Genomic DNA, 12,228 nt, shown 5'->3' on the forward strand with positions numbered 1-12,228 from the left:
GTACGGACTAGTCGGTGCTGAGCAGTGCAAAATCTATGGCGCCTTCCCGGCTCATGGCTCTTCCGGCCATGACTTCCTGCTCAAACTGGGGTTTGTCCAGTGCAGCACGGGCTGCGTCGACCGCGTCCTCGTAGGCTTTTTGAACCCGGCCGGAGAGTTCGATCGGTGCGGTGCGAATTTCGGTATCGAGACTGCCCACCCGGCCCAGGACGCCGGCCAAGCGTGCCGCACTGCGCCAATGGCTGCAGGCCGCGAATGCGATCAACAACTGCGCGAGACCCCGCGTAACACCCGGTGACGTCGGGTAGTTGCGATGCAGTGGCAGGCTTTGCCGGAACAGTTCCAGTGCACCCGCCGGGTCGCCCTGGCGCAGTGCCAGGAAACCTTGTTGCGCCAGACTGCCGGCGATGTCGAACATCGACTCCACGGCACGGTAGTGCGCCAGACTGTCAATGAGCAGTTCACGGGCCCGTTCGAAATGACCAAGCCGGATGGCGATGGTGCCCAGCAACGCGCGGCCGTGCCCGACGTAGAGCCGATCACCGCCAATTTTCGCCATCTCTGTTTCACACTCTGCCACCATGGCCTCGGCCGAAGCGTCCCGTCCCATGATCGCCTCGTAGCCGGCAAAGCAGATCAGCGCCTGCGCCAGCAGGAAGGCCTGACGCCATGGGTCCTGGATACGGCGGCCGTGTTGCATGCTTTCCTCAAACAGCAGGCGGGTCGCCGGGTTGCGCTGCCGCGTGTCGATGTAGCCCATCCACATAAGTCCCCAGGCCAGCCCCTCGTCGAAGGCGAGAGGGCGCGATGCTTCAACGCAGGCCTCACACAGCCGACGACCCAGTGAAGTGTCGAAATTGGTGGCGAGCATGGCCGCACCATAGAACGAGCGCGCACAGTGGAGGGACGGAGTGCGCCCGTCGCGCAGGGCGGCGGCGGCCAGGCGCTCCTGCCAGCCGGTCATTTCCTTCCAGTGCATGTTCTTGTACCAAAAGCGTGTCAGCGAACTGAACAGGCGCAATCCCAGCTCGGGCTCGCCGGTCGTCAGGGACCATTGCAGTGCCAGTCGGAAGTTGTCCAGCTCGGATTCGGCGCGCGCATGCCACTCCAACTGCTCGGGCCGTGTGAGCATGGGCCGTATGACTTCCGCGAGTTCGACGAAGTGGTCCAGGTGGCGGCGTCGCACAGTCTCCAGCTCGTCGGCCATCAGCAGCTTTTCCAATCCGTACTGGCGGATTGTTTCGAGCAACCGGTAGCGCGGTTGGGCGGCATGCCCGTCCAGCACGACGAGTGATTTTTCGACCAGAAGCGTCAGCAGGTCTACCACGTCCTCGCGCGCGATCGGGCTGGCGCTGCACACCACCTCGGCTGCCCCGATCGTCCAGCCGCCCGCAAATTGTGACAAACGTCGCAGCAGCACGCGCTCCGGCTCACTTAGCAGCTCGTGGCTCCAGTCGATCAGCGAACGCAGTGTCTGGTGGCGCTGCAGTGCCGTGCGCCGGCGGTGTGTCAGCAGCGTGAACCGGTCGTGCAGGCGTTCGGCCACCTGTTCAACCGTCATGGAGCTGACTCGCGCCGCCGCAAGTTCCAGGGCCAACGGAATTCCGTCCAGCCGGTGACAGATCATCGCCACTGCGGCCATGCTCTTGGTCGTCACCTGGAACGTGGGCAGGACCGCCTGCGCGCGCGCCACAAACAGCCGGATGGCGGGGTAGTCGAGCAAGTCATGGACCGAGGCGGTGGTATCGGGTGGGGCCGTGCGCAGGGAGGGCAGTCGCCACGCCACCTCACCCGCAACCTTCAGTGCCTCGCGGCTGGTGGTCAGGGTGCGTGTGCTGGCGCTGGCGCGAAGCACCTGCTCGGCGAAAGCCGAGCAGCACTCGATCAGGTGTTCGCAGTTATCCAGGATCAGGAGCAGGCTTCGGTGGCGCAAGTAGTCCAGCAAGGTGTCCAGGAGAGGGCGCGAGGGCTCCTCGTGTACGTTCAGCGCGCTGGCCACCGTACGGATCAACAGTGACGGATCGGCTATCGGTGCCAGCTCCACGAAGCAGACGCCGTCGGGAAAATCGGCTTCCACGCGATCCGCCACCTCCAGGGCCATGCGGGTCTTGCCCACCCCTCCTGCGCCGACGAGCGACAGCAGGTGTGTATCGACCAGCAGCCGCAGAACCGCATCCAGATCGGCTTCGCGCCCGATCAGCAAAGGCTTGTTCGCCGGGCGCTGGTCAGCCCCTCCTGGTGCACGCTGAGCTGGCAGTTCAGTCGCTCGGCCGAGTGGCGCGCCGTCGACCTTGTACAACTCCGCACCGAAGCGGTAGCCGCGCCCCGGCACTGTCAGTACCAGCGCGTTGCCCAGAAGCTTGCGCAGGCTGGAAACGTGCTGGCGCAGGTTGTTCTCGTCAACAACAAGACCCGGCCAGACACGCGCGAGCAACTCGTCGTGCGACAGGAGCCGGTCACGGTGCTCGATCAGCACCCACAAGAGGTCGAACGCCCGCCCACCCAGCGCGACCGGCTCGCCGTCAGCGAGCAACAGCCGCTGTGCCGGACGCAGTTCGTAGCGTTCGAAGCGGTAGCAGGGGTTTGTCGAAGTGTTCATTGACGAAGATCGATTATGGGGTATCGGGCCCCGGATTCACAACGATTCACAACCGCGTTATGGCGTCAACGTGCAGCCTGACAGACACTGAATGCACCCCAACCAAGCAGAAAGAGGAGACCTCCCATGAATGCCCCAACCGACCTGAACGCCCTGAAAACCCGCCAGCAAGCGGCCTGGGCCAGCGGCGACTACGCCGTCATCGGCACGACACTGCAGATCGTCGGCGAACAGCTGGCCGAAGCCTGCGATCTCAAGACCGACGAGCTGGTGCTCGATGTTGCCGCCGGCAACGGCAATGCCACGCTGGCTGCAGCGAGGCGTGGCTGTCGCGTGACCTCTACCGACTATGTGTCCGCGCTGCTGGAGCGCGGCGCCGAGCGTGCCCGCAGCGAACGACTGCATGCGACGTTTGAGGTCGCCGACGCCGAGGCGTTGCCTTACGCCGACGCGAGCTTCGATGTCGTCCTTTCGACATTCGGCGTGATGTTCTCGCCCGACCAGGCCAAGGCCGCCGCCGAGCTTGCCCGCGTATGCCGACCGGGTGGCCGCATCGGCCTGGCGAACTGGACACCCGAGGGATTCATCGGCCAGGTGTTCAAAACCCTGGGACGGCATCTGCCGCCACCCGCCGGCGTGCAGCCGCCCTCCCGCTGGGGCGTGGAGGCCAACCTGCACACCTTGTTTGGCAACGCCGCAGGAGCTATCTCAGTCAGGCCTAGCATCTTCAATTTTCGTTACCGTTCGGCCGCGCACTTCATCGACGTGTTTCGCACCTGGTACGGGCCTATCCACAAGGCCTTTGCCGCGCTGCCGGCAGCGGGCGCACAGGATCTTGAGCGTGACCTGACGGACTTGTTGAACAGCATGAATCGGGCGTCGGGTGGCTCTCTGGTTGTTCCCAGTGAGTACCTGGAAGTCGTGGTTACCCGGAGCTGATGATCATGTCGACCGCCAACGCATCCATTCGCCCGGCCCTGCCGACGCCTAGCCTGTTTTTTCGGGAAGCCGGTGATGGCCCCGGCGTCGTGTGCATTCACTGCAATGGGAGTAGCTCGGCCCAATGGCGCGGGCTGACGGACCGCCTGGCATCGCGTCACCGTGTGCTGGCCCCGGATACTCATGGCGCAGGCAAGGGGCCGTCATGGCCCACAAGCCACCCGCTCTCCTTGCGCGACGAGCTTGTGTTGCTCGAGCCGGCGTTCGCGCGCGCTGGCAATCGGTTTGCGCTGGTGGGGCACTCTTACGGTGCGGCGGTGGCACTGATGGCGGCACTGCAGTTTCCCGATCGTGTGAGCGCGCTGGTGCTTTACGAACCAACGCTGTTTTCCCTGGTGGATGCCGCATCACCGCCACCCAATGATGCCGACGGTATCCGCCGAACCGTGGAGACGGCCAGCGCCGCCGTGGCCGCGGGCGACCTGAACAGGGCGGCGGAGTTGTTCATCGACTATTGGATGGGTGCCGGCGCGTGGCAGGCGAAGCCTGAGGCCCAGCGCGGAGCCATCGCATCGGCCGTGATCAATGTGCAGGGTTGGGGGCAGGCGCTCTTCGGAGAGACAACACGGCTAGCTGCCTTCCGTCGCCTGACGATGCCTGTTTTGCTCATGCTGGGTCGCGAGACAAGGCCATCTGCCAGAGCCGTGAGCGGGCTGCTGGGGCAGACCTTGCCGAATGTAGAAACGCTGACGCTCGATGGCTTGGGCCATATGGGGCCCATCACACACCCGGAAGTCGTCAATTCGGCGATTGACGACTTCTTCCGCCGAGTCAATGCCGACAAGAGCCCGGGCCCCGGCACCGGATCTGCCGGCGCTGCTCAAAATTCACGCCACTGAGTAACGGGGGGGGGCGGGCGGGCGAAAGCCCCGCCGGGTTGTAAAACAGTTGGCACATTCTTTGCGTTAGATCTTGTATACAAGATTGGATGCTTTGAAATGGTGCATACACAATTCCCCGCTGCCGGCCTGGCGCCACAAGCCTGGATATCGCAGTTTTCCGAGCCACTGGTCCTCAATGCCGCTGGCCCTCTTGCGGGCATGCGCTTCGCGGTCAAGGACAATATGGACGCCAGGGGCCTGCCGACCACGGCTGCCTGCCCGGCTTTTGGCCACATGCCCGAGGCGCATGCCAGCGTGGTGCAAAAGCTGCTCCAGGCTGGTGCGTCTCTGTTAGGCAAGACCAACCTGGATCAGTTCGCCTGCGGGCTCAATGGCACACGCTCTCCCTATGGCGCTGTGCCCAATGCCTTCCATGCGGACTATGTGTCTGGCGGTTCCAGCTCGGGCTCGGCCTACGTGGTGGCGACGGGGCAGGCGGATTTTTCTCTGGGCACCGATACCGCCGGCTCGGGACGCGTGCCGGCCGGCTTGAACAACATCGTGGGCTTCAAGCCCAGCAAAGGCTTGATCAGCACGCGTGGCGTGTTGCCGGCGGCGCAAAGCGTGGATTGCATCTCGATCTTTGCGCGCACGGTGGATGTTGCCGCCAGAGTGCTGCAGGCCGCCATGGGGCATGACCCGCTGGACCCTTACTCACGCAAGCTCAAGCTTTTGAGCACGCCTTGGTCGGGACGCTTTCGCTTTGGTGTGCCGTCCATCCTGGAGTTCTTTGGCGATGCTGCATCCGAAGCCGCGTTTGCCCAGGCGCTTGCACGGCTCAAGGAGATGGGCGGAACGCCTGTGACCATTGATTACACGCCGCTGGCCCAGGCTGCTTCGCTCTTGTATGAGAGTGCATTGGTGGCAGAACGCTATGCCGCCATTCGTGCCTTTTTTGACGCGCATGAAGACCAGGTGATGGAGCCCGTGCGAAGCATCATTGCCAAAGGCCGGGACTACAGTGCTGCCGATCTGTACGAGGCGCAGACCCGGCTGGCGGCGCTCAATCAGCAGGTTGCTGCCATGTGGGAGGGCATTGACTTCCTGCTGGTGCCAACAGCACCCACGCACTACACCATTGCGCAGATGCAGGCGGACCCTGTTTTGCTCAATCGCAACCTGGGCGCGTACACCAATTTTGTCAACCTGCTGGACTATGCCGCCATTTCGGTGCCCAGCTCGATCCGTGCCGACGGTTTGCCATTTGGCATTACCTTCATTGGTCCTTGCGCAAGTGATTGGCAGTTGGCCGAAATCGGGCAGCGCTATCACCATGCCTGCGGACTGACGCAAGGCGCCTTGGGCACACCCATGCCAGCGCCGCAGCCCTTGCCCGGCATTGCTAAGGAAAGCTCTCGCATGCGCTTGGCAGTGGTCGGTGCACATCTCTCAGGCATGCCGCTGAACGGCCAGCTGATCGAGCGCGGCGCCCGCTTGCTCAAGTCCACCACCACCGCCACGCGCTATCGCTTGTATGCATTGCCGGGAACAGTCCCCCCCAAGCCTGGCCTGCGCAGAGTGGCCGACGCAGGTGCCGCCATCGCACTGGAGGTGTGGGAGATGCCGCAGGAGCATGTTGGAAGCTTTCTTGCGCTCATCCCTGCGCCATTGGGGTTGGGCAATGTGGAGTTGGCCGACGGTAGCTGGGTGACCGGCTTCATCTGCGAAGGCCATGCCCTGGACAGTGCGCAAGACGTGACGCCACATGGTGGCTGGCGTGCCTACATCGGCTCGCTATCCAAATGAAATGAAACGCCCGAAAAATTACCTACTCAACCCGAAAGGAAAATACCATGACTGACTCGAACAACGCCACGCCCATCAGCGCCACCTCTGCAAACACCGACGGCACCTCCCGCCGGCAGGTATTGCAGCGCGCTGGTCTGGCACTGGGCGCCCTGGCAATGCCTGCCCTGGTACGCGCTCAAAGTGGCCCCAAAATTCGCGTGGGGTACTGGCCCATCGCTGCCGGACTGCCGTTTTACGCCGCTGTGGAACTGGGCTACTTCAAAGAGGCCGGGCTGAACGTCGAAGTGGTGCGCTTCGCTGGCGCCCAGCAGATCATGGAAGGCATGCTGGCCGACCGGGTCGACGGCAGTGCCAATGGCACGGGCTCGGCCAACATTGCGGTGGGTGAAATCGCCGCGCCCGGTTCTTTCAAAATCTTTTGCTCCAACCCGAGCAATGTGAAGAATGTTCTGGATGAAATCATCGTGCCGATTGGCAGCACGGCCAAAACCATTGCCGATCTCAAGGGCAAGCGTGTGGGCTCCGGCCCCGGTATCCAAAACGTGACCCTGGCCAAAACCGTCCTGGAGCGCGCCGGCGCGACCGGGGCCACCGTGGTTGAGCTGCCCATCGGTCAACACGTTGCCGCATTGGCGGCGGGTCAGCTGGACGGCTGCTACACCCTGGAGCCCACCGGCACCATTGGCCGCTTGAACGGCACCACCCGCGTGCTGGAAGCCGGCGTGATCTCCAAGTATGTACTGGGCGACCCGATGGCTCCCTGGTTTGGTGGCTCCGCCTCACTCACGGCCAGCTTCATCAAGGCCAATCCAGAGGCCGCCAAGAAATACATCACAGCCTACGGCAAAGGTGTGGCTTATGTGCGCAGCAAGCCGGCCGAGGCGCGTCAGTTCCTCAAGGGCTACACCGCCATTGAAGGCGCACTGACCAGTGAGGTGCCGCTGGCGGCCTACACCATGTACAACGAGTTCACACCGGCTGACATCGGGCACTTCCAGAAATTCTTTGACCTGTTCTCGGAAAAAGGCGTTTTCTCGTCGCGCCTGAAGGTCGACTCCATGCTCTACAAGGGATAAGCATCATGGCTGCATCCACCACCACTGAAGCGCCGGTTGCGGGCACGCCCTGGGCGCCACCCCAAGCTGCGCCGCAGGCCAGCGTACCGCGCAAGCCGTCCTGGGACCGGGCGCTTCCCTTTATCGGCCCGGTTCTGCTGTTCATTGTCTGGGACGTGGTGGTGCGCTTTGGCTTCATCAAGCCAATTCTGCTGCCGCCGCCCGCGGACACGGTCACTTCCCTGATCAATGGACTGGCAGGCGGGCCTCTTCTGAAGGATTTTGTCGTGACGCTGTGGCGAACCTTCCAGGCCTTCATGATTGCCGCCGTTGTGGGCGTGCCGCTCGGTGTGGTGTTGGGTAGCAATGAGAAAGCGTATCGCTCGGTCGAGTTCCTGGTGGACTTCTTTCGCTCGACACCGTCGTCAGCGCTGATTCCGCTTTTTCTCATGATCTTCGGCGTTTCGGATATCAACAAGGTGGCGATCGCCGCTTTTGGTGCGCTGCTGATTGTGGTGTTCAACAGCGCCTACGGCGTGATCAACGCCCGCAAGCAACGCGTGATGGCGGCCAAGGTGATGGGGGCCTCGAGGTGGCAGACCTTCAAGGACGTGCTCATCTGGGAGAGCTTGCAGCCCAGCTTTGTCGGGCTGCGCTCCGCAGTCTCGATGGCGCTAGTGATCGTGATCGTGGCGGAGATGTTCATTGGCTCGGACAGTGGCCTGGGCAACCGCATCATCAATTCGCAGCAGGTGATGAATGTGCGAGACATGTACGCCTCCATCCTGGCCGCGGGTGCCATGGGCTACACGCTGAATGTTCTTTTTCTCATGGCCGAGCGCCGCATTGTTCACTGGAGTGGAAGATGACTGAAGTACGCAATGGGCCGGTGTACGCCGATGTCCCCGCACCGATATTCAAGCCGGGACCGGCTGGCACCCACATCACCATCCGCGGGCTGACCAAATACTTTGCCGGTTGGCCGCTGTATGAGAACTTTGACCTGGACATCCCGAAGCACAAGATTGTGTCGGTGTTTGGGCCCAACGGCTGCGGCAAGTCCACCTTGATCAACATGATTGCCGGGCTGGTGCCGATCGACTCCGGCGAGATTCTGTTCGACGGCAAGTCGCTCAAGGACACCAAGATTGGCTACGTATTCCAGAACTACCGAGAGGCCATGTTCCCCTGGATGCGCACCATCGACAACATTGCCTACCCGCTCAAGCTGGAGGGCAAGTCCAAGGCCGAGGTGGACCGCCGCATGGCCGAGTTGGTGGCTTCGTTTGACGTGAAGTTTGATCTGAACCGCTATCCCTATGAGCTGTCGGGCGGCCAGCAGCAAACCGCCTCCATCATGCGGGCCCTGGCCCCCAACCCCGAGGTGCTGTTTCTGGACGAGCCGTTCTCTGCGCTGGACTTTGAGATGACACTGTTCATTCGCGAAAAGCTGCAAGAGGTCTTCATGCAAACCGGCACCACCATGCTGCTGGTGTCGCATGACCTGGAAGAAGCGGTGTACCTGGCCGACGAAGTGCTGCTGCTCACCAAGCGCCCGACCCGGGTGGCAGAGATTTTGCGCTACGGCGACCCGCGACCCCGCACGGTGGAGACGCTGAGTGAACCCAGTTTCATTCGCACCAAGAAACAAAGTCTGGAAATCTTCCAGAGAGAGGTTCGGCGATGACCGATGCTGACATCCTGGCCTATGTGCGAGCCAGCGCAGCCTTGCAAGGCCTGGCGCTTGACGAGGCGCGTGCTCTGCGCGTGGCGCAACACATGGCCCGCACGGCCCATCTGGCGCAGCTGCTGGACGGTGTGGCCATGGAGCCGCATGATGAACTGGCCGAAATATTCAGGCCTTTGGGCACTGAGCCTCCGTCAATAAACACTTTATAGCTATGAATAAAATAGCATTTCGAGGCATGACCGGGATTGACCTGGCGCGGGCAATCGCCACCGGGGAGGCCAGTGCGGCGGAGGTCGTCGAGGCCTGCATCGCCCACATCGACGCCAGCGATGGACGCATCAATGCGTTCACTGGCAAGAGTTACCGGCGCGCCAGGCAAGAGGCTGCGGCCGTCGATGCTCGACGTGCTCGGGGAGATGCGTTGCCACCTCTCGCGGGTGTGCCCTATGCGGTCAAAAACCTGTTTGACATGGAAGGTGAAGTGACCCTGGCGGGCTCGACGGTGAACCGCACCCATGCGCCGGCCGCTCAGGATGCCTTTCTGGTGGCGCAGATGAAGGCCGCCGGTGCCGTGTTGGTGGGCGCGCTGAACATGGATGAATACGCCTATGGCTTCACCACCGAGAACACGCACTACGGACCGGTCCGCAATCCGCATGATCTGAGCCGGATTGCCGGTGGCTCCTCGGGCGGTTCAGGCGCAGCCGTGGCTGCAGGCCAGGTGCCGATCACTCTGGGCTCAGACACCAACGGCTCGATCCGCGTGCCTTCGTCGCTGTGCGGCGTCTGGGGATTGAAGCCCACGTTCGGTCGACTGTCGCGCCGTGGCTCCTACCCCTTCGTTCACAGCATCGACCATCTCGGTCCGTTTGCCGACAGTGTGCAGAGCCTGGCACTGGCCTATGAGGTACTGCAAGGTCCCGACCCGCTGGATCCCGGTTGCCACGTGACGCAGATTCAATCCGTGGGTTCGCTGGCGCGTGGGGTTGAGGGGCTGCGCGTGGGTTTGCTGGGGGGCTACTTCCATGAGAACGCCACACCGCCGGCTCGCGAAGTGGCCATGCTTGCGGCCAAGGCGCTGGGGGCCGTGGACCTGGTCGAGTGGCCCGATGCGGCGCTGGGCAGGGCGGCGGCCTTCATTGTCTCCGCCAGCGAAGGCGGCAGCCTGCACCTGCCAGATTTGCGCACCCGGGCCGACGAGTTCGAACCGTTGTCGGTGGACCGTTTCATCTCCGGCGCTCTGCAACCGGCCTCCTGGTACTTGCGCGCGCAGCGTTTTCGCCGAATCTACCGGGATCGGGTCAATGCCTTGTTTCAGCAATGGGATGTGCTGCTGGCCCCGGCCACACCGGTCAGTGCCCCGGTGATCGGCACCGAATGGCTGGACATCAATGGCCAGCAACAGCCTTGCCGACCCTCTCTGGGCTTGCTCACGCAACCTATTTCTTTTGCGGGCTGCCCGGTGGTCGCTGCACCGATGTGGCCCACCGGCACGGGCGGCATGCCCATTGCGGTGCAGATCATCGCGGCGCCCTGGCGCGAAGACCTGGCCTTGCGTGCTGCATCCGCCTTGCAGCGGGCCGGGGTGGCGCATCTCAAACCTGTGGAGCTTTAGCATGGACATCAATATTCCCGAGGTGCTGGCCGAAGTCGTGCACCAATCCGATCGATATGAGCAGGCCCTCGTCACCAACGACGTGGCGGTGCTTGACGAACTGTTCTGGCGCAGTCCGCACACGCTGCGCTATGGCGCCACAGAAAATCTGTATGGCTATGACGCCATCTGTGAATTTCGCGCAGCGCGTCCGGCGCAAGGCCTGCAGCGCCAGGTCCTGCGCACGGTGATCACCACCTACGGGCGCGACATGGCCACCGTCAACATCGAGTTCCAGCGCATGGGTAGCGACCGCACCGGGCGCCAGAGCCAGACCTGGGCGCGCACGGAGCAGGGCTGGCGCGTGGTGGCTGCGCATGTGAGTTTGCTCACGATGCCACAGTCCTGAAATCCGGCACACATATTGCATCCATTCTTGAATACAAGATGGGTTTCTGCAAATCTGCACCATCTTGACGCAATTCATCCACTGTCCTGATCCTCGGAGAACCTAACATGAGCCTGAGTAAATTGAACCGTCGTGACACCCTCAAATCCCTGGCTGCGATCGGCGCCGCGGGTACGCTGGGTGCCTGGAGCCAACACGCGCTGGCTCAAAAGCCATTAACGGTTGGCATCATCTACGTGGGCCCACGCGATGACTACGGCTACAACCAGGCACAGGCGCAGGCGGCCGCCGAAATCAAGAAGATGCCCGGCGTGAAAGTGGTGGAAGAAGAAAACGTGCCAGAGACCGCCGCCGTCCAGAAAACCATGACCGGCATGATCATGCAGGACGGCGCCGCCTTGGTGATACCGACCTCTTATGGTTACTTCGATCCGCACATTCTGGCCCTTGCGCCCAAGCACCCCACGGTGCGTTTCGGTCACTGCGGTGGCTTGTGGACCGAAGGCAAGCATCCCAAGAATGTGGGCAGCTTCTTTGGCTACATCGACGAATGCCAGTACCTCAATGGCGTGATTGCCGGGCACATGAGCAAGAGCGGCAAGATCGGTTTTGTGGCGGCCAAGCCGATCCCTCAAGTGCTGCGCAACATCAACGCCTTTCTGCTGGGTGCGCGCTCGGTCAAGCCGGGCATTACCTGCAGCGTGATCTTTACCGGTGAGTGGTCCATGGCCATCAAGGAGGCCGAGGCCACCAACAGTCTGGCCGACCAGGGGGTGGATGTGTTCACCATGCACGTGGATGGCCCCAAGGTGATTGTGGAGACGGCGGCCAAGCGCGGCAAAATGGTCTGTGGTTACCACGCCAGCCAAGCCAAACTCGCACCTCAGGCTTACCTGACCGGTGCCGAGTGGAACTGGACCACCGCCTACAAAACCCTGATCGAAGCCGCACAGTCGGGCAAGCCGCATCCCAACTTCATCCGTGGCGGTTTGAAAGACGGTTACGTGAAAACGTCGCCTTATGGTGCCATGGTGAGCGATGCCGCCAAGAAAGACGCAGAGGGCATCAAGGCCAAGATGATGTCAGGCACCTTCGATATTTTCAAGGGCCCGATCAAGGACAACAAAGGCAACGTCGTCATTGCCGCGGGCAAGAGCTACAAGCAAACGGATCTTGCGCTGGAAGGCATGAACTACCTGGTTGAAGGCGTGATCGGCTCCGTCTAAAGCAGCCCCCATCGGCCACCAGCCAC

The 12,228-nt window shown here is 62.4% G+C and carries 11 protein-coding genes; 10 read left to right on the forward strand and 1 reads right to left on the reverse strand.

Translation table 11 applies throughout. From position 1 onward, the window contains the following. Positions 1-7: 7 nt before the first annotated feature. Positions 8-2,599: a winged helix-turn-helix domain-containing protein gene (locus tag IV109_RS03070; protein ID WP_296691898.1), complete on the reverse strand. Its 2,592-nt coding sequence runs from the start codon at positions 2,597-2,599 to the stop codon at positions 8-10. Between the two features lie 126 nt (positions 2,600-2,725). Between IV109_RS03070 and IV109_RS03075 the strand changes: the two genes are divergently transcribed. The 10 genes from IV109_RS03075 (at position 2,726) to IV109_RS03120 (ending at position 12,202) form a co-directional block, all read left to right on the forward strand. Then, positions 2,726-3,538, forward strand: a complete 813-nt coding sequence (locus IV109_RS03075; protein WP_296691902.1) for a class I SAM-dependent methyltransferase — start codon at positions 2,726-2,728, stop codon at positions 3,536-3,538. 5 nt (positions 3,539-3,543) lie between these two features. Next, entirely contained in the window at positions 3,544-4,437 is an 894-nt protein-coding gene (locus IV109_RS03080) for an alpha/beta hydrolase (RefSeq protein WP_296691905.1), read from the forward strand. A 99-nt stretch (positions 4,438-4,536) separates the two neighbouring features. Next, positions 4,537-6,225 (forward strand): allophanate hydrolase, encoded by a 1,689-nt coding sequence (gene atzF, locus IV109_RS03085; RefSeq protein ID WP_296691909.1) that lies wholly within the window; start codon positions 4,537-4,539, stop codon positions 6,223-6,225. A gap of 47 nt (positions 6,226-6,272) precedes the next feature. Continuing rightward, positions 6,273-7,304, forward strand: a complete 1,032-nt coding sequence (locus IV109_RS03090; RefSeq protein WP_296691912.1) for an ABC transporter substrate-binding protein — start codon at positions 6,273-6,275, stop codon at positions 7,302-7,304. A 5-nt stretch (positions 7,305-7,309) separates the two neighbouring features. Beyond that, positions 7,310-8,152: an ABC transporter permease gene (locus tag IV109_RS03095; RefSeq protein WP_296691916.1), complete on the forward strand. Its 843-nt coding sequence runs from the start codon at positions 7,310-7,312 to the stop codon at positions 8,150-8,152. After that, positions 8,149-8,970 carry an ABC transporter ATP-binding protein gene (locus IV109_RS03100; protein ID WP_296691919.1) on the forward strand — a complete coding sequence of 274 codons (822 nt, stop codon included), beginning with the start codon at positions 8,149-8,151 and terminating at the stop codon, positions 8,968-8,970. Before IV109_RS03095 ends, IV109_RS03100 begins: the two co-directional genes overlap by 4 nt. After that, on the forward strand, positions 8,967-9,182 hold the full coding sequence (locus IV109_RS03105; protein ID WP_296691922.1) for a DUF4089 domain-containing protein: 216 nt from the start codon (positions 8,967-8,969) through the stop codon (positions 9,180-9,182). Before IV109_RS03100 ends, IV109_RS03105 begins: the two co-directional genes overlap by 4 nt. Positions 9,183-9,184: 2 nt before the next feature. Beyond that, positions 9,185-10,588 (forward strand): AtzE family amidohydrolase, encoded by a 1,404-nt coding sequence (locus IV109_RS03110; protein ID WP_366834221.1) that lies wholly within the window; start codon positions 9,185-9,187, stop codon positions 10,586-10,588. Position 10,589: 1 nt separating this feature from the next. Continuing rightward, entirely contained in the window at positions 10,590-10,976 is a 387-nt protein-coding gene (gene hpxZ, locus IV109_RS03115) for an oxalurate catabolism protein HpxZ (protein WP_296691927.1), read from the forward strand. A 107-nt stretch (positions 10,977-11,083) separates the two neighbouring features. Then, the gene (locus IV109_RS03120) at positions 11,084-12,202 is read left to right on the forward strand and encodes a BMP family ABC transporter substrate-binding protein (protein ID WP_296691930.1); all 1,119 of its coding nucleotides are present in this window, start codon (positions 11,084-11,086) and stop codon (positions 12,200-12,202) included. Positions 12,203-12,228: the final 26 nt, after the last annotated feature.

The sequence above is a fragment of the Rhodoferax sp. genome, from assembly GCF_018780565.1.
Lineage (GTDB): Bacteria > Pseudomonadota > Gammaproteobacteria > Burkholderiales > Burkholderiaceae_C > Rhodoferax.

What these genes read in the sequence shown, in the direction of transcription:
- IV109_RS03070 (WP_296691898.1), bottom strand. Translation starts at nt 2,599, where the DNA reads ATGAACACTTCGACAAACCCCTGCTACCGCTTCGAACGCTACGAACTG.
- IV109_RS03075 (WP_296691902.1), top strand. Translation starts at nt 2,726, where the DNA reads ATGAATGCCCCAACCGACCTGAACGCCCTGAAAACCCGCCAGCAAGCG.
- IV109_RS03080 (WP_296691905.1), top strand. Translation starts at nt 3,544, where the DNA reads ATGTCGACCGCCAACGCATCCATTCGCCCGGCCCTGCCGACGCCTAGC.
- atzF (WP_296691909.1), top strand. Translation starts at nt 4,537, where the DNA reads ATGGTGCATACACAATTCCCCGCTGCCGGCCTGGCGCCACAAGCCTGG.
- IV109_RS03090 (WP_296691912.1), top strand. Translation starts at nt 6,273, where the DNA reads ATGACTGACTCGAACAACGCCACGCCCATCAGCGCCACCTCTGCAAAC.
- IV109_RS03095 (WP_296691916.1), top strand. Translation starts at nt 7,310, where the DNA reads ATGGCTGCATCCACCACCACTGAAGCGCCGGTTGCGGGCACGCCCTGG.
- IV109_RS03100 (WP_296691919.1), top strand. Translation starts at nt 8,149, where the DNA reads ATGACTGAAGTACGCAATGGGCCGGTGTACGCCGATGTCCCCGCACCG.
- IV109_RS03105 (WP_296691922.1), top strand. Translation starts at nt 8,967, where the DNA reads ATGACCGATGCTGACATCCTGGCCTATGTGCGAGCCAGCGCAGCCTTG.
- IV109_RS03110 (WP_366834221.1), top strand. Translation starts at nt 9,185, where the DNA reads ATGAATAAAATAGCATTTCGAGGCATGACCGGGATTGACCTGGCGCGG.
- hpxZ (WP_296691927.1), top strand. Translation starts at nt 10,590, where the DNA reads ATGGACATCAATATTCCCGAGGTGCTGGCCGAAGTCGTGCACCAATCC.
- IV109_RS03120 (WP_296691930.1), top strand. Translation starts at nt 11,084, where the DNA reads ATGAGCCTGAGTAAATTGAACCGTCGTGACACCCTCAAATCCCTGGCT.